This is a genomic window from Pseudoxanthomonas sp. LARHCG66 (assembly GCF_052871755.1).
Window position 1 is genome coordinate 319,250 of record NZ_JBIXJW010000002.1, and the last position, 26,553, is coordinate 345,802.

At 66.8% G+C, this 26,553-nt stretch carries 24 protein-coding genes and 1 pseudogene; 12 read left to right on the forward strand and 13 right to left on the reverse strand.

Going from position 1 to position 26,553, the window contains the following annotated elements; translation table 11 throughout:
• Nucleotides 1–50 precede the first annotated feature (50 nt).
• Entirely contained in the window at nucleotides 51–1,085 is a 1,035-nt protein-coding gene (locus ACIPRS_RS08325; protein ID WP_446538208.1) for an aldo/keto reductase, read from the forward strand.
• A gap of 72 nt (nucleotides 1,086–1,157) precedes the next feature.
• Here ACIPRS_RS08325 and ACIPRS_RS08330 read toward each other — a convergent pair whose 3' ends face one another.
• The 3 genes from ACIPRS_RS08330 to ACIPRS_RS08340 all read right to left on the reverse strand — a co-directional run bounded on the left by ACIPRS_RS08330 (nucleotide 1,158) and on the right by ACIPRS_RS08340 (nucleotide 3,963).
• Complete coding sequence (locus tag ACIPRS_RS08330) at nucleotides 1,158–2,447, reverse strand: citrate synthase (RefSeq protein ID WP_446538209.1); 1,290 nt, start codon at nucleotides 2,445–2,447, stop codon at nucleotides 1,158–1,160.
• A gap of 260 nt (nucleotides 2,448–2,707) precedes the next feature.
• Nucleotides 2,708–2,950, reverse strand: a complete 243-nt coding sequence (locus ACIPRS_RS08335) for a type B 50S ribosomal protein L31 (RefSeq protein ID WP_055940095.1) — start codon at nucleotides 2,948–2,950, stop codon at nucleotides 2,708–2,710.
• Between the two features lie 74 nt (nucleotides 2,951–3,024).
• Nucleotides 3,025–3,963, reverse strand: a complete 939-nt coding sequence (locus ACIPRS_RS08340) for a nucleoside hydrolase (RefSeq protein ID WP_446538210.1) — start codon at nucleotides 3,961–3,963, stop codon at nucleotides 3,025–3,027.
• Between ACIPRS_RS08340 and ACIPRS_RS08345 the strand changes: the two are divergent.
• Nucleotides 3,869–4,111: pseudogene (locus ACIPRS_RS08345) on the forward strand (DUF6053 domain-containing protein); the annotation flags it as partial. The gene ACIPRS_RS08340 and the pseudogene ACIPRS_RS08345 sit on opposite strands and share 95 nt — an antisense overlap.
• A gap of 15 nt (nucleotides 4,112–4,126) precedes the next feature.
• Here ACIPRS_RS08345 and recG read toward each other — a convergent pair.
• The 4 genes from recG to ACIPRS_RS08365 all read right to left on the reverse strand — a co-directional run bounded on the left by recG (nucleotide 4,127) and on the right by ACIPRS_RS08365 (nucleotide 11,235).
• Entirely contained in the window at nucleotides 4,127–6,232 is a 2,106-nt protein-coding gene (gene recG, locus ACIPRS_RS08350) for an ATP-dependent DNA helicase RecG (RefSeq protein WP_446538211.1), read from the reverse strand.
• An 86-nt stretch (nucleotides 6,233–6,318) separates the two neighbouring features.
• Nucleotides 6,319–8,778: a TonB-dependent receptor gene (locus tag ACIPRS_RS08355; protein ID WP_446538212.1), complete on the reverse strand. Its 2,460-nt coding sequence runs from the start codon at nucleotides 8,776–8,778 to the stop codon at nucleotides 6,319–6,321.
• A gap of 36 nt (nucleotides 8,779–8,814) precedes the next feature.
• A complete protein-coding gene (locus tag ACIPRS_RS08360) occupies nucleotides 8,815–9,990 on the reverse strand; it encodes an SO2930 family diheme c-type cytochrome (RefSeq protein ID WP_446538213.1) in 1,176 nt (391 codons plus the stop codon).
• 9 nt (nucleotides 9,991–9,999) lie between these two features.
• The gene (locus ACIPRS_RS08365; RefSeq protein WP_337731594.1) at nucleotides 10,000–11,235 is read right to left on the reverse strand and encodes a parallel beta-helix domain-containing protein; all 1,236 of its coding nucleotides are present in this window, start codon (nucleotides 11,233–11,235) and stop codon (nucleotides 10,000–10,002) included.
• 119 nt (nucleotides 11,236–11,354) lie between these two features.
• Between ACIPRS_RS08365 and ACIPRS_RS08370 the strand changes: the two genes are divergently transcribed.
• Nucleotides 11,355–12,392: an AraC family transcriptional regulator gene (locus ACIPRS_RS08370; RefSeq protein WP_446538214.1), complete on the forward strand. Its 1,038-nt coding sequence runs from the start codon at nucleotides 11,355–11,357 to the stop codon at nucleotides 12,390–12,392.
• A gap of 88 nt (nucleotides 12,393–12,480) precedes the next feature.
• Here ACIPRS_RS08370 and ACIPRS_RS08375 read toward each other — a convergent pair whose 3' ends face one another.
• From ACIPRS_RS08375 to ACIPRS_RS08395, 5 genes are all read right to left on the reverse strand, one after another.
• On the reverse strand, nucleotides 12,481–12,864 hold the full coding sequence (locus ACIPRS_RS08375; RefSeq protein ID WP_446538215.1) for a RidA family protein: 384 nt from the start codon (nucleotides 12,862–12,864) through the stop codon (nucleotides 12,481–12,483).
• 161 nt (nucleotides 12,865–13,025) lie between these two features.
• Nucleotides 13,026–15,197 carry a RelA/SpoT family protein gene (locus ACIPRS_RS08380; RefSeq protein ID WP_446538216.1) on the reverse strand — a complete coding sequence of 724 codons (2,172 nt, stop codon included), beginning with the start codon at nucleotides 15,195–15,197 and terminating at the stop codon, nucleotides 13,026–13,028.
• A 127-nt stretch (nucleotides 15,198–15,324) separates the two neighbouring features.
• Complete coding sequence (gene rpoZ, locus ACIPRS_RS08385) at nucleotides 15,325–15,624, reverse strand: DNA-directed RNA polymerase subunit omega (protein WP_142125611.1); 300 nt, start codon at nucleotides 15,622–15,624, stop codon at nucleotides 15,325–15,327.
• A 228-nt stretch (nucleotides 15,625–15,852) separates the two neighbouring features.
• On the reverse strand, nucleotides 15,853–16,470 hold the full coding sequence (gene gmk, locus ACIPRS_RS08390) for a guanylate kinase (RefSeq protein WP_192202121.1): 618 nt from the start codon (nucleotides 16,468–16,470) through the stop codon (nucleotides 15,853–15,855).
• Nucleotides 16,467–17,327, reverse strand: coding sequence for a YicC/YloC family endoribonuclease (locus ACIPRS_RS08395; RefSeq protein ID WP_337731598.1), 861 nt, complete (start codon nucleotides 17,325–17,327; stop codon nucleotides 16,467–16,469). The genes gmk and ACIPRS_RS08395 overlap by 4 nt, the downstream gene beginning before the upstream one ends.
• A gap of 129 nt (nucleotides 17,328–17,456) precedes the next feature.
• Between ACIPRS_RS08395 and rph the strand changes: the two genes are divergently transcribed.
• From rph to ACIPRS_RS08440, 9 genes are all read left to right on the forward strand, one after another.
• Entirely contained in the window at nucleotides 17,457–18,182 is a 726-nt protein-coding gene (gene rph / locus ACIPRS_RS08400) for a ribonuclease PH (RefSeq protein WP_446538217.1), read from the forward strand.
• Between the two features lie 98 nt (nucleotides 18,183–18,280).
• Nucleotides 18,281–18,670, forward strand: a complete 390-nt coding sequence (locus ACIPRS_RS08405) for a VOC family protein (RefSeq protein ID WP_337731600.1) — start codon at nucleotides 18,281–18,283, stop codon at nucleotides 18,668–18,670.
• A 6-nt stretch (nucleotides 18,671–18,676) separates the two neighbouring features.
• Nucleotides 18,677–19,270 (forward strand): RdgB/HAM1 family non-canonical purine NTP pyrophosphatase, encoded by a 594-nt coding sequence (gene rdgB, locus ACIPRS_RS08410; RefSeq protein ID WP_192202125.1) that lies wholly within the window; start codon nucleotides 18,677–18,679, stop codon nucleotides 19,268–19,270.
• 138 nt (nucleotides 19,271–19,408) lie between these two features.
• Nucleotides 19,409–20,563: a radical SAM family heme chaperone HemW gene (hemW, locus tag ACIPRS_RS08415; RefSeq protein ID WP_446538218.1), complete on the forward strand. Its 1,155-nt coding sequence runs from the start codon at nucleotides 19,409–19,411 to the stop codon at nucleotides 20,561–20,563.
• Between the two features lie 90 nt (nucleotides 20,564–20,653).
• The gene (locus ACIPRS_RS08420; RefSeq protein ID WP_446538219.1) at nucleotides 20,654–23,188 is read left to right on the forward strand and encodes a DUF1631 family protein; all 2,535 of its coding nucleotides are present in this window, start codon (nucleotides 20,654–20,656) and stop codon (nucleotides 23,186–23,188) included.
• The gene (locus ACIPRS_RS08425; RefSeq protein WP_192202128.1) at nucleotides 23,185–23,532 is read left to right on the forward strand and encodes a PilZ domain-containing protein; all 348 of its coding nucleotides are present in this window, start codon (nucleotides 23,185–23,187) and stop codon (nucleotides 23,530–23,532) included. Before ACIPRS_RS08420 ends, ACIPRS_RS08425 begins: the two co-directional genes overlap by 4 nt.
• A 67-nt stretch (nucleotides 23,533–23,599) precedes the next feature.
• Entirely contained in the window at nucleotides 23,600–24,955 is a 1,356-nt protein-coding gene (pepQ, locus tag ACIPRS_RS08430; RefSeq protein ID WP_446538220.1) for a Xaa-Pro dipeptidase, read from the forward strand.
• 168 nt (nucleotides 24,956–25,123) lie between these two features.
• Nucleotides 25,124–25,441: a hypothetical protein gene (locus tag ACIPRS_RS08435; RefSeq protein ID WP_446538221.1), complete on the forward strand. Its 318-nt coding sequence runs from the start codon at nucleotides 25,124–25,126 to the stop codon at nucleotides 25,439–25,441.
• Nucleotides 25,442–25,510: 69 nt separating this feature from the next.
• Nucleotides 25,511–25,963, forward strand: coding sequence for a hypothetical protein (locus tag ACIPRS_RS08440; protein WP_446538222.1), 453 nt, complete (start codon nucleotides 25,511–25,513; stop codon nucleotides 25,961–25,963).
• 81 nt (nucleotides 25,964–26,044) lie between these two features.
• Here ACIPRS_RS08440 and ACIPRS_RS08445 read toward each other — a convergent pair whose 3' ends face one another.
• Complete coding sequence (locus ACIPRS_RS08445) at nucleotides 26,045–26,437, reverse strand: GFA family protein (RefSeq protein ID WP_446538223.1); 393 nt, start codon at nucleotides 26,435–26,437, stop codon at nucleotides 26,045–26,047.
• Between the last annotated feature and the right edge of the window lie 116 nt (nucleotides 26,438–26,553).

The following is a 26,553-nucleotide window of genomic DNA, read 5'->3' on the forward strand; positions in this document are numbered from 1 at the left end:
GCTTCGCACGCCCGCACCATGCAGCGGCGGCATCGTCGGGAGAGGGGAGCATGCGCTACCGCGTCTTCGGCAACACCGGCCTGCGCGTTTCAACACTCGCGCTGGGCACCGGCAACTTCGGCAAAGGATGGGGTTACGGCAGCGACCGTGAGGACGCGGCGCAGATCTACGCCCACTATCGCGATGCCGGGGGCAACTTCATCGATACCGCGGACCAGTACCAGTTCGGCCAGTCCGAGGAGATGGTTGGCGAGTTCATTGCCGGCGACCGTGATGCGCTCGTGCTGGCCACCAAGTTCTCGCTGGGGGCGCGCGCCGACGCCGGACTGCAGGAGACCGGCAACAGCCGCAAGACGATGATCCAGTCGGTCGAGGGCAGCCTGCGCCGCCTGAAGACCGACCGTATCGACCTGCTGTGGGTCCACATGCCGGATGGCCACACGCCCGTCGAGGAAATCGCGCGCGGACTGGATGCGCTGGTGCGTGCCGGCAAGATCGTCTACGCGGGACTCTCCGACTTCCCCGCCTGGCGGGTGGCGACCGCCGCCACCTTGGCCGAGTTGCGCGGCTGGGCGCCCATCTCCGCCGTGCAGCTGGAATACAGCCTGGTCGAACGGACCGTGGAGCGCGAACTGCTCCCGATGGCCCGCGCTTTCGGCCTGGGCACCGTGGGCTGGTCGCCGCTTGGTGGCGGGTTGCTGACAGGCAAGTACCGCAAGGGTGAAACCGGACGCGCGCAGGGCCTGGGCGTGGTGATCCACGGCGAGAGCGACGCCCGCAAGACGGCGACGGTCGATGCGGTGCTTGCCGTCGCGGAGGAAACCCGCCTTCCGCCCGGCCAGATCGCCATCGCATGGGTGCTGGGGCGTGGCGTGTTGCCCATCATCGGTCCCCGCACGCCGGAACAGCTGGCGGACAACCTGGCCGCAACCGCGGTCACCTTGAGCGCACCGCAGCGCGCGCGCCTGGAGGAAGCCAGCGCCATCCCGCCAGGCTTTCCGCACGACATCGTCGCCGCGACCGCCCCGCGCCTGCGCGGCGGCAAGGAGGCGCTGCTGGACCTGCCGGACGTGCCAGTGCGCTGACCCCAGTGCCGCGCCTTACGCACAAAGAAAAAGGCCCCTCGCGGGGCCTTTCTCGTGGCACGGCAGGAGCACTCAGCGCTTGTCGGCCGACACGTAGTCGCGCGGTGCGTAGCCGGTGTAGATCTGGCGCGGACGGCCGATCTTGGCTTCCGGATCGACCTGCTGTTCCAGCCAGTGCGACACCCAACCGGCGGTGCGGCCGATGGCGAACATGACGGTGAACATCTCGGTCGGGATCTTCAGCGCCTTGTAGATGATGCCGCTGTAGAAATCGACATTGGGATACAGCTTGCGCTGGATGAAGTACTCGTCCTTCAGCGCCGCTTCTTCCAGCCTCATCGCCACTTCCAGCAGCGGATCGTCGACGCCCAGCTCGCCGAGCACCTTGTGGGTCATCTCGCGGATGATCTTGGCGCGCGGATCGAAGTTCTTGTAGACGCGGTGGCCGAAGCCCATCAGGCGGAAACCCGATTCCTTGTCCTTGGCCTTGGCGACGGCGGAAGCGACGTTCTTCGCATCGCCGATTTCCTCCAGCATCTTCAACACGGCCTCGTTGGCGCCGCCATGCGCGGGGCCCCACAGGGCGGTGATGCCGGCGGCAACCGAGGCGTACGGATTCGCACCGGTCGAACCCACCAGGCGTACCGTCGAGGTCGATGCATTCTGCTCGTGATCGGCGTGCAGGATGAACAGCAGGTCCAGCGCCTTGGCGACCACGGGATTGAGTTCCAGCGGCTCGCTCGGCACTTCGAACATCATGTGCAGGAAGCGGTCGACGTACTCGAGGTTGTTGCGCGGATAACGGATCGGCCAGCCGATCGAGTAGCGGTAGGCAGCGGCGGCCAGGGTCGGCATCTTCGCCAGCAGCCGGATGGCGGCCAGGCGGCGCTGCTCGGGATCTTCCAGGTCCAGCGTGTCGTGGTAGAACGCCGACAGCGAGGCGACCGTGCCGGCCAGCATGGCCATCGGGTGCGCGTCGTAGTGGAAGCCGTGCAGGAAGTTCTTCAGCGACTCATGCATCATCGTGTGATGCGTGACTTCGTGCTCGAAGCCGGCGAACTCTTCCTTGGTCGGAAGTTCGCCGTTCATCAGCAGGTACGACACTTCCAGGAAGCTGGAATGCTGCGCCAGTTGCTCGATGGGGTAGCCGCGGTACAGCAGCACGCCGTTGTCGCCATCGATGTAGGTGATGGCCGACTTGCAACTGGCGGTAGCGGTGAAACCGGAGTCGTAGGTGAAAAGACCCGTTTCCTTGGTCAGCTTGGAAATGTCGACGCAGTCGTTGCCAAGCGTGGGTTTCAGGACTGGCAGGACGACGGATTTGTCGCCGGCATTCAGCGTGACCTGGTCAAGTTCGGACACAGTGTGCGCTCCTTCGTGGGGTAACGCCGGCCGGAGGCCGGGCGGCGCGGGACGGGAGTCCAGGGAGTGAACCTTGGATGACCCGAATTATCGCACAGCGGGTTTGGAGCCGTCGCTCGATACAGCACCAAAGTCAGACCAAAGAATGAGGCCGCTGGCGCAACCGTGCGTTCCGGCGCCGCGCATCATCGGGGACGCGCAAACGCGAACGGCCGCGCACTAGGCGCGGCCGCAGGCGGATCAGGCGAACGACGGTTCGATCAGCGCGCGTAGCGCTTCTGGAACTTGTCGATGCGGCCGCTGGTGTCGATGACCTTGTGCTTGCCCGTGTAGAACGGGTGCGAAGCCGAGGAGATTTCGACCTTGATCAGCGGATAGTCGTTGCCGTCTTCCCACTTCGTCGTTTCCTTGCTGCCCAGCGTGGAGCGGGTCAGGAACTTGAAATCGGAGGTCACGTCGTGGAAGACGACTTCGCGGTAATTGGGATGGATGTCGGCCTTCATGGCGGGCACACCGTGTCGCGGGAATGGAAGAGCGGCATTGTAGACCGCCCTCCCGGTCCGGCGCAACCCGCGCTTCAGACCGCCGCCAGGGCCGCCTGGATCAGCGCCTCGAACCGCTGCTGGTCGTAGCGCAGCAGGATATTGGCCTTGTCGGGCCGTCCGCCTTCTCGGCGCCAGTCCACGATGGACGCCCCGCGGGCTTGGACACCCGCCAGTTCGATGGCCAGCGGCCGTTCGGCCAGTTCGAGCGCCCCCTCCGGTGCCAGCACGAAGGCCATGGCCAGGGCATCGGCCGCATACCAGTGGTCGCCACGTCGGTCGGCGGACCACAGGCGGGTCTTCTCGGAAATGCGGTCGTAGAAGCGGGCGCGGTCGGAATCCGCACCCAGCCAGCCCGCCACCCGCTCATGATGGAGACCGTGGGCGATGGTGGCCTCCCAGTCGGCCAGGTCGTAGCGCTCGAACGCCTCGAGTACCAGGTGCGCCGCTTCCGGATCGAAGAAGAAATTGAACTCGGCCGCCGGCGTGATGTTCCCGTGGCAGGTCACCGCGCCCCCCATCACCACGAAGCGTGCGATCCGCCGGGGCAGCGTGGGGTCCAGCTTGAGCGCCAGCGCGATGTTGGTCAGCGGCCCCAGTGCGACCAGCACCAGCCGGCCCGCGTGTTCGTGCGACAGGCGCAGGATCGCCAGCGCCGCGTGTTCGGCTTCCGCCTGGCGCGCAGCCGGCGGGAAGCCGACATCACCGAAGCCGTCCTGCCCATGCACGTAGCCCGCATCCGGCGATGGATGCAGCAGCGGCGCAGGCGCACCGGCGAATACGGGAATGTCTTCGCGACCGGCCACTTCACACAGCTTCAGCGCATTGCGCACGGTGTGCTGCAGGCCCACGTTGCCGGCCGCGATGGTCAGGCCGACGATGTCGTGCTGCGCATCATTGAACGCCATCAATAACGCCAACGCATCGTCGACGCCGGGGTCGGTGTCGATCAGCAGGGGAATCCTATCCGTCATCGTCTTCTCTTCGTCTTCTCGGCCGCCGAGTCTCGCACCGCAGGCGGCGCCATGGAAGCATGCGCGTCTTGTAGGAGGGGCTTCAGCCCCGATGCTTTTCGATCTGGCTTCAGTTGGCTGGCCGAAGAGCCTCGGGGCTGAAGCCCCTCCTACAAGAAGCGGGCTACGCGGACGCGTACCGCGCCGCGCCGCCGACCCAGCGCTGGATCACGCGATCCGCCGCCCCGGGGTCGTCGGCGAGCAACCGCTCAGCCAGCGCATGTACCTGTGGCAGCAGGGCCGCATCACGCGCCAGATCCGCTACGCGGAAGGCCGCCAGCCCTGTCTGCCGCGTGCCGAGCAATTCGCCGGGGCCACGCAGTTCCAGATCCTTCTCCGCGATGACGAAGCCGTCGTTTGTCTGCCGCATTGTCGCGAGCCGGTGCTTGGCCATCATCGACAGGGGCGGCTGGTACATCAGCACGCAGGTGGACGCCGCCGCGCCACGACCGACGCGACCGCGCAACTGGTGCAACTGGGCCAGGCCCAGGCGCTCCGCGTTCTCGATGATCATCAGTGACGCGTTGGGCACGTCGACGCCGACTTCGATCACCGTCGTCGCGACCAGCAGGTCCACTTCGCCCTGCTTGAAGCGCCGCATCGTGTCCTGCTTGTCCGCTGCCTTCATGCGCCCGTGCACCAGCGCGATACGCGCCGCGGGCAGCGAGGCCGACAGCGTTTCGAACGTGGTCTGTGCCGCCTGCGCGACGACTTCGTCGCTGTCGTCGATCAGCGTGCACACCCAGTACGCCTGGCGTCCTTCGGCGCAGGCGGTGCGGATGCGTTCCACCAGTTCCGGCCGCCGCTCCGCGCTCAGCGCAACGGTCTGCACGGGTGTGCGCCCCGGCGGCAGTTCGTCGATGGCCGATACATCCAGATCCGCGTACGCCGCCATCGCCAGCGTGCGGGGGATCGGCGTGGCCGTCATCACCAGCTGGTGCGGCACATGGTGCTCGCCCGCCCCCTTGTCGCGCAGCGCCAGGCGCTGGTGCACCCCGAAACGATGCTGCTCATCCACGATGGCCAGGCCAAGGTCGTGGAAGGTCACCGCCTCCTGCATCAGCGCATGCGTGCCCACCACCACCTGCGCTTCACCGGACGCCACCTGCGCCAGCACGTTCGCACGCGCCTTGCCGGTGACCTTGCCGGCCAGCCACGCAACGCGCACGCCGAGCGGCTCCAGCCAGGCACGCAGGTTGGCCAGGTGCTGCTCCGCCAGCAACTCGGTGGGCGCCGCCAGCGCCACCTGCTTGCCCGCTTCCACCGCGAGCATGCCCGCCAGCGCGGCCACCACGGTCTTGCCGCTGCCCACATCGCCCTGCACCAGCCGCAACATCGGCGACGGCTTGCGGACATCTTCGCGGATCTGCGCGAACACGCGCTGCTGCGCGCCCGTCAGCTTGAACGGCAACGCCTTGACCAGCGCTTTCGCCAGCGCGCCCTTCCCCGCCAGCGCGGGCGCGTGGCGCTGCTGCAATGCCAGACGCTGGCGACGCAGGCTCAGGTGATGGGCCAGCAACTCCTCGATGGCCAGCCGGCGCTGCGCAGGATGCGTGCCCAGTGCGAGCGCTGCGACGTCGGCGTTGCGCGGCGGACGATGCATCGTCAACAACGCGTCGCGCAGCGAGGGCAGGCCCAGGCCTGCCAGCAGCGGTGCGGGCAGGAGTTCCAGCGCATCGGCGGCCGGCAGCCGCTCCAGCGCCTGCCCGATCAGCTTGCGCAGCGTGGCCGGTCCCATGCCATCGACCGCCGGGTAGACCGGGTCGAGGGCATCCCCCAATGCCATCTCGTCGTCATCGCCCAGCACACGGTAACTGGGATGCACGATCTCGAGCCCGTTCTGGCCCGGCTTGGGCGTGCCGTAGCAGCGGATGCGCGCGCCCACGGCGAACTGCGCCACCTGCGCCGCGCGGAAGTGGAAGAAACGCAACACCAGCGTGCCATGCGATTCGTCGCCCACGGCCACGCGCAGTACGGGCCGGTAGCGGAAGCCGCGCTCCACGGCCTCGACCCGACCTTCGACCTGCGCGGGCACACCGGGCTGCAGTTGCCTGATCGGGGTCAGCGCGGTGCGATCCTCGTAGCGCAGCGGCAGGTGCAGCCAGAGGTCCTGCATCGTCGACAGTCCGCGCGCGGCCAGCTTCTCCGCCACGCGCGGCCCCACGCCCGGCAGGCGGCTCAGGGGTTCTGCGGAAAGATCGATGGGGGGGGCTTCACGACGTGCGGGCATGGCGCAAGGATGCCGGGAACGGCCCGAAACAAAAACCCCGGCACCTCACGATGCCGGGGCCCACGTCCAGCGCGTCTCCGCGCGGCTCAGAACTTCACGACGATTTCCATGCCGTAGGTACGCGGCTCGCTGATGGTGGCGCCCACCACGCCCAGCGGTCCGCGCCCGTAGGTGTTCAGGCCCTTCACGTACTGGTTGTCGAACACGTTGTTGCCATAGATCGCCCAGCTCCAATGTCCGCTTGGCGCTGTCCAGCCGACACGCATGTCCGTGCGGTCACGCGCTTCGCCGATATCGAGCAGCGCATTGACGCCACAGTCGCCTTGCAGGTCGGAGCCGGCATTGCAACGACTGCGTCCGCGGTAGGCATGGCGTGCGGAGAAGCGCAGATCGCCGTGTCCGGCCAGGTCCACGCGATACGCCGCGCCGATCGACGCGGTGAACCGCGGCTCACCGGTGGGCTCGCCATCCAGGTCGATGCCTTCCGGCGTCACGTAATCCTTGTACTTGGAATCGATCCATTCTGCCTGCGCATCCAGCGTGAATGCATCCGTCACTTTCCAGCGCATGTCGAAATCGATGCCGGTCGCTTCGAGGTCGCCGGTATCGAACACGAAGCGCGGGATGTCGACCGGATTGTTCGGGTCAGGATCGATCAGCCGGATCGACTGCCGGTTGTCGTAGCGATAATGGAACAGCGATGCGTTGTACGAAAAGCGGCCGAAGGACTGCTTGATGCCGGCCTCCAGGTTCCATACATCCTCGTTCTCGAACGCGGGGCCGATCTGCAGTGCATTGAAGCCACCGGCCTTGTAGCCCTTGGCCAGCGAACCGAACACCATCGTCCTGTCGTTGACGTGGTAATCCACGACGAAGCGCGGGCTGAAATCGCTCCAGCTGCGCTTGTCGCGCACCAGCACGCCCTTGTTCACCATGGCCGGCGGATCGATGAACGCCATGTCGAAGGTCAGCAGTTCACGCGTGATCGGAATTCCCATCTGCTCCAGCGCAGCGAAGAACCCGAGCGATTCCAGCATATCCAGCTTGCCCTCCAGCTCGGGTGCATTGCGTGGCGTGTTGAGCCAGGTGAAATCCTTCTCGTCGCGCGTGTAGCGCAGGCCGAAGGTCAGGTTGAGCTTGTCGGACGCGCGCCAGATCACGTCACCGAAGGCGGCGTACGCGGTGGTCGACAACGTATTGGTGAAACGCTCGTTCCAGCGGTCGCCGACCAGGGACACCGGGATGCCGACACTCTGCGCGAGCATGGACGTGAAGTTGAACAGACTACCGTCCGGCACGCCCATCTCGTAAGCCACGCCGAGGTTGCGCACGATGTTGTCCACCGCCTCGGTATTCGTGTTGACCTCGCTGGTCTGGTCGGCATCCTCCTTGAAGAAGCTGGCACCGGCCACCCAGTCCAGGCGCGCGTTGCTGCCGGCGAACTTGAACTCCTGGTAGAACGTCTCGTTGCTTTCGGTATTGACCGAATCGATGTACAGGTCAGCCCGGTTGGTGCCGTCCTCCTCGGTCTGGTTCAGCGAATCGTACTGCCGCCACGACGAGGTCGACGTCAGGTTGCCCCAGGTGAACGCGTGATCGACGATCAGGGTGACGCCGTCGAACGTGCGCCACTCGGCGTTCTCCGCATCGCTGTAGGTCGGAACTTCGCGCGGATCGAAGTAGTCGTCCGGATCCACGGGCACCGGAGGGCGCTGCGGGTAGGCCGGCAACGGCACGATGCCGGTGGTCACCCGGCCGTTCTGGTCAAGGCTCTCGTGGTCCCAGCTGACCAGCGCGGTGGTGTTCTCGCCCATGCGGACCTGCCAGGCTGCGCGCGCCGCCCACACGTTCTCTCCCCCCAGGTCCTTGCCCGTCGCGCCATCCTGGAACCAGCCATCGCTGTGGTTGAACAGCGCGTTGACGCGCAACGCGGACGTCTCGCTGGTGGGAATGTTCCACATCGCATCGGCGTACTGCTTGCCGTAGTTCCCCAGTCGCAACCGCAGGCGCGCTTCGGTTTCGTCCTGCGGCCGGCGCGTCACCAGCGAGATCGCACCCGCTGCCGTGTTGCGGCCGAACAGCGTGCCTTGCGGGCCCTTCAGCACCTCGATGCGCTCGACATCGAGGAACGGCAGCAACACGCCGCCGCCGCGACCGCCGTACACGCCATCCACGAATATGCCGACCGCCGGATCGGTCCCGATGCCGAAGTCGCTGGTCTCCACGCCACGCAGGCGGAACGAAGGTTGCGTGGGCTGCACGGCATCCACCACCAGGCCAGGCACGAACGCATCGATATCACCGAGGTTTTCCGCCGCCACGTCGTCGAGCAGTTGCTGATCCACTACCTGCAATGCGATCGGCACGTCCTGGAGCTCCTGCGAACGGCTCTGCGCGGTCACGGTGATGGTGTCCAGGTCGGTCGCCTGCTGCTCGCCCTCGGGCGTGGCCTGCGCCCAGGCCGTGCCGCCCGTGCCCAGCACCACACAGCCGCCGAACAGTGCGCGACGCAGACCCACGACCAGATTCCGTTGCATCACTTTCATCACTCCCTCCCGAGAAGCGTTGTGCGGATACCGGCTTCAGACGGCCGGCGGCGGTTGAATGTCTGTTTCATTCGCTGCATCGCAGCTTCCCGGCTGCGCATTGATCCACGCGCGGATCAGTTCGACGCCCTCGCGGTGGACGACCGACCGGCCCAGCTCGGGCATCATGATCGCGGGATCGTTGCTGTCCATGCGGAAATCGAAGATAGACTCCTCCGCGCTGCCTGGCACGATGTCGTGCATCCGGTTGCCGGTGCCCTTGCCCGCGGCGATGGGCTGCTTGCAGAAACCCAGCTTCAAACGGTCCTGCGTGCCCGCATCCAGCCACAGGCCGGAGGTGATGGCCGGACCGGTGGCGCTGTGGCAATGCCCGCAGTTGATGTCGAGATAGGCGCGTGCACGCGCGTCGAGCGAAGCACGCGCATCGGACGCATCCGCCAGCCGCGGCGGCTGCGCGGGTACGCCGGCCAGATAGCCGACCCGCGCGAGGTGGGCCAACTGGTTGTCGCGACCACCCGCGTAGTCGAAGTCGCGGTTGAGATGGCGGGCCTTCGGCCCGATCGGCAGCAGCTTGCGCGACTTGTTGTCGGTGATGTGGCAGCCGCCGCACTGGTTCTGGTCGGGCACCTGGTAGTTCGCGACTTCGCGACCACCCTGTGCATCGACCAGGTCGAACGTGGCCAGCTCACCGGTGCGCTTCAGCGTGGCCTCGGTCTGGGCATCGTTCCACACGTAGGGAAGCGCGACCCAGCCTTCCGCACGGTGCACCAGCAGGCGGGTTTCGACCAGGCGGACCTTCGACAGGTCCAGCGCTTCGCCTTCGAGCGAAGACGATGACGGCGGCGTGCGCGCGACCGATTTCCCATCCCATGCCTTGCCTGCAGGCAACGGGTAGTAGAACGTCTTGCTGAGGATGGTGCCCACCGGGAAGTCGAAACTCCGTTCCGGCTGATAGGTGGCCGTCATGCCCACCGGCATCCAGACGGTGCGCAGCTTGTGCGCGTAGTCGCTGAACAACGGCGTATTGAGGTCGTAGGGCACCACGCCATCATTGAGGCGCAACCAGCCGTCTTCGACCCGCAACACACCCCACTCCGCCAGGGACGCCGGCTGTCCCTCGGCAATGAAATGCACACGGGATGCAGGCTGGCAGGCGACCAGCACCAGGCACGCTACCAGCAGCAGGAGGAACGCCGTGCACCGATGCCGCATGCGTCTTCCTCAACCGCGCTTCAGGTCGACTGCGGGCAATCGCGGCAGTTCGCAATCGTGCGCCTTCATGTCCTTGCCAGGGCTCTTGTAGCCACCGGGCCCGTCGGCATTGACCACGCCGCTGACATCGCGCAGGCAGATCTGCGGACCGATCTTCCTGCCATCCACCACGCGATCCTGGTTGAAGTAGCCATCCCAGAGCACGTCGGGAAAGCTGCCGCGCAGGCCGTAGACCGCCACCTTCAGCGCCTTGAGGTCGAAGCCGTCGGGCGAATCCCCGCCGCCGGAGAGCGTGTTGCCATGGATGAAGATGCGCTCGGGATAAGGATCGAAGTTGGGCGAGGCGCTGCTGTCCTTGTACCCGGTGGAATACACGCTGGACACGATGATGTTGGCCGTAGCGTTGTCGCGGATCTCGTTGGCGAAGACTTCGATGTCGTCGTTGGAGTTGATGACGATGCCCGAGCCCGCCGGCACGCTGGCGACCGGTGTGCCCTTGGCGCCGAAGTTCTCGTGGTTGTTGGCGATGACCTTGTTGTTGTACACGCGGATGTTGCCGCCCTGCTGGGACAGGCCCGGCATGTTGAACACCAGGATGCCGCCGGTGTTGCCGGTGGCGACGTTTTCGTAGACGTCCGCGTTGATCGTGTTCTCGACCTCGATGCCGGCGACGTTCTGTTCGGCGCGGCTGCGGCGCACGATCACCCCGTCGGACTGGCCGACGTAGATCCCTGCATCGGACGCACCGATGGACACCGTGTCCTCGATCAGCACGTTCTTCGTCAGCACCGGGTAGATGCCGTAGGCACCGTTCTTGGTGCTCGGCCCACCGGTCCACTGCACTTTCACGCCCCGGATGGTGATGTTCGCGGACTCGCTGATCTTCAGGCCGTCGCCCTTGGAATCCTCGATGGTGAGGTTCTCGATGGTGAAGTCGTTGCCGTTCACCAGCAGGCCTTCCGCGCCCGCCTTCTGCCCCTTGAAGCTCAGCACGCTCTTGTCCATGCCGGCGCCCCGGATCGTCACGCCATCGGCGCGCAGGCTCAGGCTGCGGTCGAAGCTGTGGCGGCCGGCCGGGATTTCGATGACATCACCCCGCTTGGCATCCAGCAGGCGCTCCTGCAAGGTGGCGGCGAAGCCTGTATCGGCGGCCGCGACGGTGTCGGTCCCGGATGTCCCGGGCTGGCAGCCCACCGCCAGCAGCGCCAGCGCGCCGGCTATCGCCAAGGAAATGCTGCGTTGCATGAGTCTCCCCTCCCATACGCCTGCGTAGTGCAGGCCAGTCTGGTGTGCGGGCACGTATGACACGGAGGGCGGGAGCGGCATACTAAGGGGGGCAAAGCGGACAAGCTGGAGGGGCTTCGATGCGCTGGAAAACCGGACTGGGCAATCCTCTGTCGATCGCCAATCTGCCCACCAACATGCTGTGCGGGCTGGTGCTGCTGGCCGGCGAATTCGGCGTGAATGCCGAGAGCTGGTTCGCCGGCATGCGCTTGAACGTGCAGGAAATCCACGACCCGCAGGCCCGCGTGTCCTACCGCCAGGCCAGCGAGATCATCCGCCGCGCCCTGCCCACCTTGCCCATCGATGGCGTCGGCCTGGCCATGGGCGGCAAGCAGAACGGCGGCAACTTCGGCCTGCTCGGGCTGGCGATGAAGACCGCGCCCACGTTCGGCGATGCGGTGCAGATCGGCCTCGAGTACCAGCGCAACCTGGGGCCGCTGATGGACCTGGAACTGGAAGACCGCGATGTAGGCGCGTTGGCCGTGATCGCGACGGCACCGGAAGAGGCCACCGACCTGCTGCCGTTCCTGTGCGAGGAAATGTTCGCCAGCACGCTGATGCTGGCGCGCGAACTGGCGGGCCCGGACTTCCGTCCGTTGCGGCTGGAACTCGGCTATCCCGCACCGCGCTACGCTGCCCGCTACGACGACCTGTTCGGTTGCGAGGTCCGCTTCAACCAGCCGCGGCACGCCATGGTGGTGGACCGTCGCTGGCTGGAACTGCCGTTCGCCAGCTACAACCCGGTGACGTCACGGCAGGCGCTCGCGTTATGCCAGGCACAGCTGACGGCGATGTCGTTGCGTGGCGAGACCACGGCGGCGGTGGAGCGGCAGTTGCGTCCACGCCTGCGCGAGAATCCGCAGATGACCGACGTGGCCACCGCGCTGCATCTCAGCGAACGCACGCTGCGCCGCCAGCTCGCCGAGGAAGGCACCAGCTTCAGCGCGGTGCACGACCGCGTCCGCACGGAGCGTGCGCTGGAACTTCTGCACGACGAAGAAACCACCATTGCCACCGTCGGTAGCCAGATAGGATTCAACGATGTGCGGGAGTTCCGCCGCGCGTTCAAACGCTGGACCGGGCACACGCCCAGCGACACGCGACGGCGCCCCGCGTAGAGCGCAGATTGCTCCGCTGCCCCTCTGCCGACGGGATACAGGAGTCCGTGCAGCGCAGAGAAAACTTAGCGCTGCGCGGACACCGCGGTCATTCCAGCACCATCACCGCATCGACTTCAAAAGCCGCACCCTTCGGCAGGCCGGACACTTCAATCGTCGAACGTGCGGGGTAAGGCGCGGCGAAATATTCCTGCATCACCGCATTGACCGCCGCGAACTGCGACAGGTCGGTCAGGTACAGACCCAGGCGCACGATGCGCTCCAGCGAGCCGCCCGCCGCTTCGGCGACCGCCTTGAGGTTATCGAAAGCACGGCGGGCCTGCGCGCCGATGTCGCCTTCCACCAGGTTGCCGGTGGCCGGATCCAGCGGAATCTGCCCGGAGAAGTACACGGTATTGCCTGCGCGCACGGCCTGCGAATACGGACCGATGGCAGCGGGGGCGTGATCGGTGTGGATGATCTGCTTGGTCATGGGCGACTCCTCAGTGGATAGCCGATTCTACGTAGGGCGGGCCCAGGCCCGCCATCGCGCGCGACCCGATCACCTTCGCATTGATGGAAACAGGCAACCCAAGCAGATCGCCGCCATTGCGAACATGGGCGCCACGACGGCGGGCCTGGGCCCGCCCTACTTCACTGCCGGCGCACGCCGTGCACGACGTTGAGGCGCCGCAGCCGCCGCATCACTTCCGCCAGGTGGTTGCGGTCGCGGACCTGGATCGAGAAGCGCAGCACGGCGACGTTGATGTCGCGCTCCAGATATTCCACGCGCTCGATGTTCGACTGGCTCTTGGCGACCGCCGCGGCGACCTGCGCCAGCACGCCGGGACGATTCTCCACGTCGATCAGCAGGGCGGCGTCGTAGTCGCCGGTGACGCGCGCATCCCAGGCGATCGGCACCCAACGTTCCGGCGACTTGCGGAACTCGGTGACATTGGGGCAATCCAGCCGGTGCACCACGATGCCCTTGCCGGCCGTGTGGTAACCCATGATCTCGTCGCCCGGGATGGGTTGGCAGCATTGCGCGAAGCTGACCACGCCGCGCTCGCCGCCGGTGATCAGTATCTTTTCCTGCGAGTGCTTGGAGTGGCCGCCGGCGCGCAGCTCGGCGAACGCGGTCAGTGCCTGCGCCGCCTGCGCCGGCATCCAGTTGCCCAGCGCCACGTCCGCCAGGAAGGCTTCCAGGCGCGGATACTTGTGCTCGGCCAGGAAGGCTTCCAGGCGCTGCTGCGGCAGGCGCTCGAGCGAACTGTCGAGGTCCTCCAGCGCGCGGTCCAGCATGCGGTGGCCGAGCTGCACGGCATCCTCGTGCTCCAGTTGCTTGAGCTGGTGCCGGATCGCGGTACGTGCCTTGCTGGTGACGACGAACTCCAGCCACTGCGGCTTGGGCGCGGCCGACTTGGCGGTGATGATCTCCACGCTCTGCCCGCTGGCGAGCTTGGTACGCAGCGGCACCAGTTTCTTGTCCACGCGCGAGGCCACGGCCTGGTTGCCCACATCCGTGTGTACGGCATAGGCGAAATCCAGCGCGGTGGAATTGCGCGGCAGCGACAGGATCTTCCCCTTCGGCGTGAACAGGTAGACCTCGTCCGGGAACAGGTCGACCTTGACGTTCTCCAGGAACTCCAGCGACGAGCCCGCCGCGTGCTGGTTGTCGATCAGCTCGACGATCCATGCATGCGCGCGGTTCTGCGCGCTGTTGGGCGTATCGGTACCGAACTTGTAGGTCCAGTGCGCCGCGATGCCGCGTTCGGCGATCAGGTCCATCTCGGTGGTGCGGATCTGCACTTCGATCGGCGAGCCGTAGGGTCCGAACAGCACCGTGTGCAACGACTGGTATCCGTTGGCCTTGGGGATGGCGATGAAGTCGCGGAAGCGACCATCCAACGGCTTGTACTGCGCATGCACGGCGCCGAGCGCGTGGTAGCACGACGGCACGGAATCGACCACGACGCGGAACCCGAACACGTCCATCACCTGGTCGAAGCTTTTTCCTTCGCCCTGCATCTTGTTGTAGATGCTCCAGGGCGTCTTGACCCGACTGACCAGGCGATGCTCGAGGCCTTCCTTCGCCAGCCGCTGCGACAGGTGCGCCTCGATCTGCGCCATCGATTCGCGACGCATCACCGGCTGGCTGCGGATGTGCTTCTCGATCACGGCGTGCCGCCAGGGATGCAGCGCGCGGAATCCCAGGTCCTGCAGCTCGGACTTGACCAGGTTCATGCCCAGCCGCTGGGCAATGGGCGCGTAGATCTCCAGGGTCTCGCGCGCGATGCGGCCACGCGCCTCGGCACTCTGCGCGCCGAGGGTCCGCATGTTGTGCAGGCGGTCGGCCAGCTTGATCATGATCACGCGCAGGTCGCGCGACATGGCCAGCAGCATCTTGCGGAAGCTCTCCGCCGCCGCCTCCTGCCGGTCGCGGAACTTCAGCTTGTCCAGCTTGGTGACGCCTTCCACCAGTTCGGCCACCGACTCGCCGAACTCGGCCGCGATCTCCGCACCGGTCAGCGGCGTGTCCTCGATGGTGTCGTGCAGGATGGCCGCGATCAGCGTTTCCGCGTCCATGCCCAGTTCGGCCAGCACACCGGCCACCGCCACCGGATGGGTGATATAGGGCTCGCCCGACTTGCGGGTCTGGCCGACATGCGCGGCGGCACCGACCTCCCAGGCGCGCCGCAGCAACGGCAGCTGGTCCTTCGGCAGGTAGCGCGCGGTCTTCTCGAACTGCGCGACGTACTCCGGCACCGTTTCGTCGTGCGGCGAAGCGGGGGTGCGGACTGCCTTGGCGATGCGACCTGAACTCATGCCGCCAGCCTATGCCAGTCACGTCGCAACGGCAACGCGCGCGCGCCTGCCTGAAACGCAGAAAGCCCGCTTGCGCGGGCTTTCCGGTCATCGCGGGTTTCGGTGGAAACCCGAGGCGGGATCGATCTCAGTCGTCGCCCTTGGACAGGTCGTCGTCGGCGACCACTTCGGCGGCGGCCCATTCCAGCGCCTCGCGCTCGGCGCGCTCGCGCTCGGCCTTCTCGACGCGGTCGATCAGGTCGTTGTCGATCCTGCGGGCGGCGATTTCACGCAGCGCCAATACGGTGGGCTTGTCCTGGTGTTCGCTGTTGTCGATGGTCGGCTCCACGCCGTTCGCCAGCTGGCGGGCGCGCTTGGCAGCCATCGTGACCAGGTCGAAACGGTTATCGACGACTTCCAGGCAATCTTCAACGGTGATGCGGGCCATGCGGGCTCCCGGCAGCCTGTTGGCCGCCCAGTGAATGGGGAAAGGGGCGGCGATTGTAGGTGGGCGGCCCAGGCAATGCAAGCCTTTCCTTGAAAATCAGTTAGTTAGAAGCCAATCCCTTACAGGTGGAGGCTTCAGCCCCGACCAGCGGCCAGCGGCCAGCGGCCAGCGGCCAGCGAACACCATTGCCTTGCGGTCGGGGCTGACGCCCCTCCTGCAGCTGGACCACTATTCGGCCAGAAGGGTGGCAATCAGGCCGGCGTGCCGGACATCCTGGGCCTCCCGGCGCAGGCGGCTGGCGGTGAAGATCGCGTGCATCTGCTCGACGGCGGTCTCGAACACATCATTGACGATCACGTAGTCGAACTCCGCGTAGTGCGACATCTCCTCGCGGGCGGCGGCCAGCCGGCGTTGGATGACTTCCTCGCTGTCCTGGCCCCGTGCACGCATGCGCTGCTCCAGCGCATCGCGCGACGGCGGCAGGATGAACACGCTGACCGCGTCCGGCACCTTCTCGCGCACCTGGCGGGCGCCCTGCCAGTCGATTTCAAGCAGCACGTCCTTGCCGGCGTCGAGCTGAGGCTCCACCGACTGGCGCGCCGTGCCCTTCCAGTCGCCATGCACCTCGGCGTACTCGAAGAAGTCGCCGGCGCGGATCATCGCCTTGAACTCGTCGGCGCTGATGAAGTGGTAATGCTGCGCATGGCGCTCGCCCGGACGCGCGCCGCGCGAGGTGAACGAGATCGACAGCGCGATGTCCGCGTCCCGCGCCAGCACGGCGTTGACGATGCTGCTCTTGCCCGCGCCCGACGGCGCCGCGACGATGTAAAGGGTTCCGCGCTTCATTCGATGTTCTGCGCCTGCTCGCGGATCTGGTCGATCAGCACCTTCAGTTCCACCGCGATGTTGGTGGTGCGGATGTCGACGGACTTGGAGCCGAGGGTGTTCGCTTCGCGGTTGAATTCCTGCAGCAGGAAGTCCAGCCGCCGGCCCTGCGGCTCCTTCTGGGTGAACACGCGGCGGATTTCCTTGACGTGGCTGTCGAGGCGGTCGAGCTCCTCGTCCACGTCGAGCTTCTGCAGCCACAGCACCAGTTCCTGCTCCAGCCGTCCCTGCTCCATGTTCTGCGCCACATCGGCGAGCCGCACTTCCAGCTTCTGCCGCTGGCCCGCACGGATCTGCGGAATCAGGGTCCGTACTTCGGCCGCCAGCGCTGCGATGCCGTCCACGCGCTCCAGGATCGCCGCCACCAGCTTGCCGCCCTCGCGTTCGCGCGCCGCGACGAACTGGTCCAGCACCGCGTCAAGCAAGGCCAGGGCCTCGGCCTGAAGCGCGTCCATATCCACGCCCTTGCTCTGCAGCACACCAGGGAACTGCAGCAGGTCGGTCAGCTCGGTACGCAGGTTGGGCAGGCGCGAAGACAGTTCCAGCGCCAGTTCCGACAGGTGTGCGATGACGCGGGGATTGATCTGCAGCGCACCCTCGCCTTCGGGCGCCCGCAGGCGCAACGTCAGGTCCAGCTTGCCGCGCGAGACGCGCGAGGCCACCCGTTCGCGCAGCGCCGGTTCGAGCACGCGCAGTTCATCCGGCAGGCGGACACCCAGTTCCAGGAAGCGGTGGTTGACCGCGCGCAGTTCGGCGGCAAGCGAGCCGCCATCGGTGGCGCGCTCGGCGGTGGCGAACGCCGTCATGCTGCGGATCATGCAGGTGCCCATCGGACCAGTGAGCGGCGCATCTTAGCAGTACGCGTGGCGCGGACCGGGGCGGGCGGGACCAACCGGGCCAAACGGCTTGGACTGCTAGACTTCGCCCCCCTCATCGCGGATGCCCCCATGTCCTTCTCCCGCCCCAGCGCCCGCCTTCCCGACCAGATGCGTGACGTCGGCATCCTGCGCAACTACACCCGCCATGCCGAAGGCTCGGTGCTGGTCAGCTTCGGCCATACGCGCGTGCTGTGCACCGCGACCGTGGAGAACAAGGTGCCGGGCTTCCTGCGCGGCAAGGGCGAAGGCTGGGTGACCGCCGAATACGGCATGCTGCCGCGCTCCACCCATACCCGCAGCGACCGCGAAGCCTCGCGCGGCAAGCAGGGCGGGCGCACGCTGGAGATCCAGCGCCTGATCGGCCGCACCCTGCGCGCCTGCGTGGACCGTGGCGCCCTGGGCGAACGCACCATCACCCTGGACTGCGACGTGCTGCAGGCCGACGGCGGCACCCGCACCGCCGCCATCACCGGCGCCTACGTGGCGCTGGTGGACGCGGTGAACTGGCTGAAGTCGCGCAACGAGATCAAGCGCGATCCGATCCATGGCGCGGTGGCTGCGGTATCGGTGGGCATCTACCGCGGCGTGCCGGTGCTGGACCTGGACTATGCCGAGGACAGCGACTGCGACACCGACATGAACCTGGTGATGAACGACGGCGGCGGCTTCATCGAGCTGCAGGGCACGGCCGAAGGCCACGCGTTCCGCCGCGATGAACTGGATACGCTGCTCGCCCTGGGCGAGAAGGGCATCGGCGAGCTGTTCGCCGCGCAGCGGGCGGCGCTGGCGGGCTGAGATCCGCGGTGGGAGCGACGTCAGTCACGACGAGGCTTCACCGTAGACCTTCGCGACTGACGTCGCTCCCACAACCGGGCACCACCACGGAAGCCGACATGAAACAACGCCTCAGCCTGGTCACCCTGCTGGTCGACGACTACGACCGCGCCATCGCGCACTACTGTGGCGCGCTGGGCTTCGAACTGCGCGAGGACACGGATCAGGGCCGCAAGCGCTGGGTGCATGTCGCCCCGCCGGGCAGCACCGAAACCGGCCTCCTGCTGGCCGTGGCCAGCACCGACGAACAGCGCGCGCGCATCGGCGACCAGACCGGTGGGCGCGTGGGTTTCTTCCTGCAGACCGACGACTTCTGGCGCGACCACGCGCGCATGGTCGCCGCCGGCATCGAGTTCCTCGAAATCCCGCGCGAGGAGAGTTACGCCACCGTCGCCGTGTTCCGCGATGCCTACGGCAACCGCTGGGACCTGCTGCAACCCAAGGACTGATCCGACATGAAGCTCGTTCTCGCCTCGTCCAACCACGGCAAGCTGGAAGAACTGCGCAGCCTGCTGGCCGACACCGGTATCGAACTCATCGCGCAGTCCGACCTGGGCGTGGAGGATGCCGACGAAACCGGCGCCACGTTCATCGAGAACGCCCTGATCAAGGCGCGCCATGCCAGCCTGCAGACCGGGCTGCCCGCACTGGCTGATGATTCCGGCATCTGCGTGGACGCGCTGAACGGTGCGCCCGGCCTGTATTCGGCACGCTACGCCGGCGAGCACGGCCATGCCGACCGCAACATCGACAAGTTGCTGGACGCCCTGAAGGACACGCCTGGCGAACAACGTGGCGCGCACTTCTATTGCGTCCTGGTGCTGCTGCGCCATGCGCACGATCCGCAACCGCTGATCGTCGAAGGCGAGTGGCAGGGCCGCATCCTGCATGAGCGCCGCGGCACCGGCGGACATGGCTATGACCCGGTGTTCTTCGACCCCCAGTTCGGCCAGTCGGCAGCGGAAATGCCGCTGGACGAGAAGAACCGCATCAGCCATCGCGGCAAGGCGCTGGCCGGATTGAAGCAGCGGCTGCAGACGATCCTGTAGGCGCGCCCTTCATGCCCCATCGGGGTATTCATGCCCCCTCGGGACAAATGGGCGCGATGTATTGCCCTGCGGCCACGCACGAAGCGTCTCGGGCATGTACCCCATGCGGGGCATGAAGCCCGCTCCTACAATAGACCCATGCTGATCCCGCCTCCCCTGTCGCTGTACGTCCACATGCCGTGGTGCGTGCGCAAATGCCCTTACTGCGATTTCAACTCGCACCAGGGCAAGGGCGAGCTGCCGTTCGATGCCTATGTCGACGCCTTGCTGCGCGACCTGGACCACGACCTGCCGCTGGTCTGGGGGCGCACGGTGCACAGCGTCTTTTTCGGCGGTGGCACGCCCAGCCTGTTCCCGCCGGAGGCCATCGACCGCTTCCTGCAGGCCGCCAGCAGCCGGTTGCGCTTCGCACCGGGGCTGGAAGTGACGCTGGAGACCAATCCGGGCACCGCCGAGCATGGCCGTTTCGAGAGCTACCGCGCGGCCGGCGTGAACCGCATCAGCTTCGGCATCCAGAGCTTCGACGACGGGAGCCTGGAGAAGCTGGGCCGCATCCACGACAGCCGCGAGGCCGAGCAGGCCGTGAAGCTGGCGCAGGATGCCGGCCTCGACAACATCAACCTCGACCTGATGTACGCCCTGCCCGGCCAGACCCTGGCCATGGCCGAACATGACCTGCAATGCGCCTTCGCGCTGCGACCCGCGCACATCTCCCACTACCAGCTGACGCTGGAGCCGAACACGGTGTTCTTCTCGCGGCCGCCCCAGGGCATGCCCGACGACGACCACGCCTGGGACATGCAGGAACACTGCCAGGCACTGCTTGCCGCTGCCGGCTATGGCCACTACGAAGTCAGCGCCTATGCGCAGCCCGGCCGTCGCTGCGCGCACAACATGAACTACTGGCGTTACGGCGATTACATCGGCATCGGCGCCGGCGCGCACGGCAAGATCACCGTGGGCGCCACCGCGCAGATCCTGCGTCGCTGGAAGGTGAAACACCCCACGAGCTACCTGGCGACCGCTGGCACGCCGCAGGCCATCGGCGGCGATGACGACATCACGTCGGAGCGCCGCCCGTTCGAGTTCATGCTCAATGCACTGCGGCTGCAGGAAGGCTTTGCGCTGGCGGATTTCACCGCCACCACCGGACTGCCCGTGGCAACGATCGAGGCGGCGCTGGAACTGGCCCGGCGGCGTGGCTGGCTCGACCTGTCCGATACCCACGTGCGGCCCACGGCCCTGGGCCGCCGGTTCACCAACGACGTGATCGAACTGTTCCTCGACACCTGAAGCCCACGTCCTCTCCGCGTGGCGACGGATGGATGCGCAGGCAACGCCGGGTGTGATAATGATGGGGCTACAGGGGAGCTCACTGCACCGATGACCGCGCCACGATCGCCTTCGCCTGCCGCCGCGCCGACCACCATCGCATCGGCCGCGCTGCCGCCGCGCGTGCGCCGCGTGCTGCAGAACCTGTTCGACCATATCTCGCCGGACTTCATCACCGCGTTGAATGCCATGCTGGTGGAGTTCGAGCAGCAGCTGTTCAAGCAGGCGGAGCACGCCCGCAGCAACCACCTGCAGACACAGATCTTCGTCGACCTGCGCGCCCTGCAGAAGCACCGCACCGAACTGGTCCCGCATTACATGTTCGGCCTGGAAGGCGAACTGGCGGGCCTCCGCGCGCCGCGCGCCGAAGCGAATGCGTCGACGGCGCCCCGCCTTGACTACCAGACACTGACGCTGGTGGAAGATGCGGTGATGGACCAGGAGATCGTGCTGCGCGAAGTCGCGCGGCGGCATGAGCAGCGCGGCAACGCACAGATCCTGATGCTGGGCCAGCGCTTTGGCGTCCTCGCCCGCGCGCCCGCCTACGACGCGGACACCCTGCCGCTCGGGCCGAACCGCCTCTGCCACGTGCTGAAGGACGCTGCGGCGTGCCTGGAGCTGTCGCTGGATGCGCAGCTGGTGCTCTACCGCACCTTCGACCACAAGGTGATGCTGAACTACAGCGAGTGGGCCAGCACGGTGAACCAGTTCCTGTCGCGCGAGGGCATCCTGCCGGGGCTGGTCTACATGCCGCGCCGGGGCCGCGTGCAGGAAGCGATACGGCGGCACCCGCTCGACGAAGGCAGTGCTGAACCACGCCCGATGACCGCCTGGCAGGGCCAGGCCGGTGCTTCGCACTGGGCCACGCTGACGCCGGACCAGCTGCAGGCTGTCGCCGGCGCCATGACCGACGGCAGGGCACCCGAACCGGGTCACGGCGGGTCATCGCCGCCGGCACCGTCGAGCGCCGCCGCGACACCGGCTGCGGCGGAAACACCGGCGGCCGACAACACCGCAGGTTCGTTCGAAGTGCTGCAGAAGCTGCTCGCCATCCGGCGCGGCGGTCTGCAAGCCGATGCCCATGCCCTCGCCGCTTCCGGCGGATACGGAAGCGCGGGTGGCCTCGGCGGCCTGGGTGGCCACGAAGGACAAGGTGGCCAGGGAGGGGGCACTGGCACCGGAGAAGGCAGTGACCAGGGCGGCGGCCAGGGCAGCGCCCCGACGGGCGATGCCACCGGCGCGACCGCACCGGCCGCACCGGCCCACCGGCTGCTGCCCACGCCCGATGTGTTGAGCACGTTGCAGGCCCTGCAGACGGCACCGCTTCCACCGCGCGCGCCCGACCAGCCGCGTCGCACCGTGGCCGACCTGCAGCAGGCCATGCTGGCCGAAGTACGTGCCAAGCACGGCCCCAACGCCACCCTGGCCAGCGCGGATTCGGACACCTTCGAACTGCTGGACCTGCTCTACAACGAAATCGAGCGCGAGGTGCAGCACGACGCACCCGCCGCCGACATGCTGGTGCGGCTGCAGGTCCCGGTCGTGCAGGCCGCCTTGCGCGACCGCAACTTCTTCCTGCGCGCGCAGCACCCGGCGCGCGACCTGCTCAACACGGTGGCCGAATCCGGCGCCACCTGGCTGGGCGACGAGGACGTGGACCCGCAGCTGGTGCAGAAACTGCATCGCGCGGTCGAGGCGGTGGTCGAGACCTACGAAGGCGACGAAGCCGTCTTCGAGGACGCCAACCGCGATGTCCAGCAGCACCTGCAGGCCGCCGCGCGCAAGGCCGAACTGGCCGAGCGCCGGCAGATCGAGGCCGCACGCGGCAAGGACCGGCTGGAAGTCGCCAAGCAGCGCGCTGCGGAGACCATCGAATCCGCGATGGCCGAGGCCAAGCCACAGAAGTTCGTGCAGGCCCTGCTCAGCCAGGCCTGGGCCGACGTACTCACGCTCACGCAACTGCGCAACGGCGAATCGTCCACCGAGTGGACCGACCAGCTGCAGACCACGCTGGAGATCGTCGCCGCCACCACCACCTCGCAGGAACCGAGCCCCGCGCTGGCCGACAAGATCGAGAAATCGCTGGTGCAGGTGGGCTACCACGAAGACGAAGCGGCCGCGATCGCGCGTCGCCTGTCGAGTGCCGAGGAGGATGAAACCACGTCGCGCACCGAGCTGACCGCGCGCCTCAAGGCACGTGCACGGCTGGGTGGCCAGGGCGAGATCAAGAAGAAGCCGGCGCAGCCGCGCACGCCGCAGGAACAGGAGTGCTACGACTACCTGCGCACGCTGCCATTCGGCACCTGGTTCGAGTTCACCCGCAACCAGCAGGGCGACCTGCAGCGGCAGCGCCTGTCGTGGTTCAGCCCGGTCACCGGCAATGCGCTGTTCGTCAACCAGCGTGGCCAGCGCGTGGGCGAGCACTCGCTGGACACGCTCGCGCACTTGATGGCCAAGGGTCAGGCGCAGGTGGTCACCGAAGACCGCGGCCGCCTGATCGACCGTGCATGGAACGCCACCCTCAGCGCGCTGCGCAGCCTCACTGGCCGCCGTGGCGAGACCGAAGCCGCAGGAGACGCCGCATGATGCGCGAGTTCCGCCGTGCCCGCCGACGCAGCGTGCCCAAGTCCGTTCCCGTGTTCGACCTGATGACCGAACAGGTCATCGGCCGCCTGGGCAACCTCTCCGAGTCGGGCATGCTGCTGGTCGCCACCGAACCGGTGGTGGACGATGCGCTGTACCAGCTGCGCTTCCACCTGCGCGATGAACGTGGCCAGGACGTGCCGATCGACGTGGGCGCACACCTGCTGTGGTCCGCCCAGGCCAATACGCCCGGGCAGGCCTTCGCCGGCCTGCGCTTCCTGACCATCGACCGCGAGCCGCTGGAGCGCCTGCGCCAGTGGGTCAATGCCGGGCCCGAGGCCGAGTAGGCTCCACGCCACGGCCTGCGCGGGCCGGATGCGGCAAAATGGCGGCTCTTTCGCACGAGCCGCCGCCATGAACGCCCCCGCCTCCTTCGACACCGACCTCGTCCCGCTCTACGCCGACCACCTGGCGACGATGAAGCGCCGCGCCGACGAAGCCCTGGTGCGGGGCGGTTTCGATCACCTGGTCGTACCCAGTGGTACGCAGCACTGGCAGGTCTTCGACGACCGCGACTATCCGTATGCGGTCAACCCGCAGTTCAAGGCCTGGCTGCCGTTGACGCGCATGCCGTACAGCTGGCTGGTGTACACGCCGGGCGAACGCCCGAAGGTAATCTTCTACCAGCCGTTCGACTACTGGCATGTGGTACCGGACGCACCCGGCGGCTGGTGGGTGGACCACTTCGACATCCACATCATCCGCAAGCCCGACGAAGCGCTCGCCCTGCTGCCGCCCGCCGCGCGCAGCGCGATCCTTGGCGAGCCGCAGAGCGCGCTGGGCGCAGCTCCCGGCACGCATTACGCACCGAACAATCCCGAGCCGGTCATCCAGTACCTGGAGTACCAGCGCTCCTACAAGACGCCGTACGAGATCACCCTGATGCGCCAGGCGCAGCGCCTGGCCGTGCGCGGCCATCGCGCCGCCGAGGCGGCGTTCCGCGCGGGCCAGAGCGAGTTCGGCATCCATATGGCCTACTGCGCGGCGGTGGGCCAGGACGCCAACGACCTGCCCTACGGCAACATCATCGGCCTGAACGAACATGCCGCGGTGCTGCACTACACCGAACTGCAGCGCGTCGCGCCCGACCCGTTGCGCAGCTTCCTGATCGATGCCGGCGCGAGTTTCCACGGCTATGCCAGCGACATCACGCGCACGCATGCCTACGACACCGGCAGCGAGTTCCAGGCGATGATCGATGCGGTCGATGCCGCGCAGCAGGCGATGTGCGCCAGCGTGCGCAGTGGTGTGGACTACAAGCAGCTGCACGTGGATGCGCATCTCACCCTGATGGGCATCCTGAAGGACTTCGGCGTGATCACCGTGTCGCCGGAAGCCGCCGTGGCCACCGGCGTGAGCGCGGCGTTCTTCCCGCATGGCCTGGGCCACCCCATCGGCCTGCAGGTGCACGATGTGGCCGGCTTCGCCGCCAGCGACCGCGGCGGCCGCATCGAACGCCCCGCCGGCCATCCCTACCTGCGCATGACCCGCGTACTGGAGCCGGGCATGGTGGTGACCATCGAACCGGGTCTCTACTTCATCGACCTGCTGCTGGACGAGGTGAAGAAGAACGGCCACGCCGCCAGCGTGGACTGGTCGCGCGTGGATGCGTTCCGCCCGTATGGCGGCATCCGCATCGAGGACGAAGTGCTGTGCACCACCGGCGACGCCGACAACCTGACCCGGCCGGCGTTCGCGGAGGCGGGCTGAGCCGGCTGCCGTCCCGCGAAGGCTTCATGCGCACGCTGCGCGCCTGTGCCTCCAAATCCCGCGCAGCGGCCGGAACACTTCATTCAATCCGAGCCCGCTTCGCGGCTCGACCCAACCCAGGCACTAGGCGCCATGACGCGACTACACAAGCTATGCCTCATAGCCTTCATGACAACCGTGCTCGGCTGCACGCCATCCATCTCCCCCGATCAATCCAAGAGTCTGGCCGCGGCGAGTGCCGCCCTTCTCGCGCACCCCGAGGGAGACATTCCTGAAACCAGCTGGCCAGAGGTTGTGACCAACCTCAAACCAAAGCGCGTTTACCGCAATCATCAAGGTGTCTACATCTGTACATACGAGTTCTTTGTTGAGCAGCAGGGTGTTTTCATCCTTGACCCGGCATCAACGTTCATACCAAATCACAATGGAGATCCCAGCTACGAGGTCGTCGCCGCAGGCATCTTCACCTACCGTAGCGCTGGCTAGGTGCGCGCCGAGCAGTTCACTCAAACCGATGCCGCCTTGTGGCTCAGCACCCTTCAAACGTTAGGCCTCATGAGACAGATTCTTGCCGCCGCAGTCTTCTGTGCCTCCACCGCGCTGGCTGCAGAGCCTTCACTGGTTGCTGACAACGAGCTTTCTCTCGGCGGCATTGCTCTCGGCGATACGGAGGCCTCCGTTCTGCACAGGCTCGGAAAGCCACTCCGCACCACGGACACCGGTGACTTCCTCAGCATCCGCATGGACTATCCGGGTTTGACAGTCTGGCTTGGCGAGGAGCGTCGTGTCGGCGAGATACTCAGCACAACCGCACAACACTGCACGCCGATCGATGTTTGTCCTGGCATGCCCTTCGCTAGAGCCAAGACGAAATACGGTCCGCCGCTGGTGGCCGACCGGGAAGATGGCACCTATATGGAATACCCAAGCTCCCAGTCGTCGTGCTGGCTGCAGATCGCGCTCAGCACAGGCAATATCAGATCCATTCGTGCCGAGTGCCAGTCATGATGTGGCCTGAAAATTCATTCGGATTGAGGTCCCTTCATGGCGACGCCACTCAAGGAAATTCTGCCCCGCGCAAGGACGGCCCTACGCCTCGAACCGACCTCCCGCATCACGGTCATGCGCATATCGCTTCGCGAGCGGAAACGCGGGCAGCCAGGACTCGCGACGGATCGTCCACAGCTCGTAGGTGGGCGTCAGCTGGTCGGGGGCATCCAGGGACCCGAGGTTGAGTTCGATCTCGTCTCCGCTGCCGCCGAACACCGACGAGCCGCAGCGAGGACAGAAGGAGCGTCCGGCGTAGTCGCACGTCTCGCCTTCCACCGTCACCGCGTCGCGCGGGAAAATCGCTGAGGCGTGGAACAGCGCCCCGTGATGCTTACGGCAGTCCAGGCAATGACAGAGTCCAACGCGATACGGGCGCCCCGACGCCACGAACCGCACGTTGCCGCAAAGGCAACCACCGGTGAATCGCTCCATGCTGCATCTCCTTCGAATCAGGCACACAAGGTACACACCTGACAGGGAAGGAAGCGCTGGTGCCGCGTACTACCCATGTGGATGCGCATTGCCGGCGCACCACGCCGTGCGTCCCG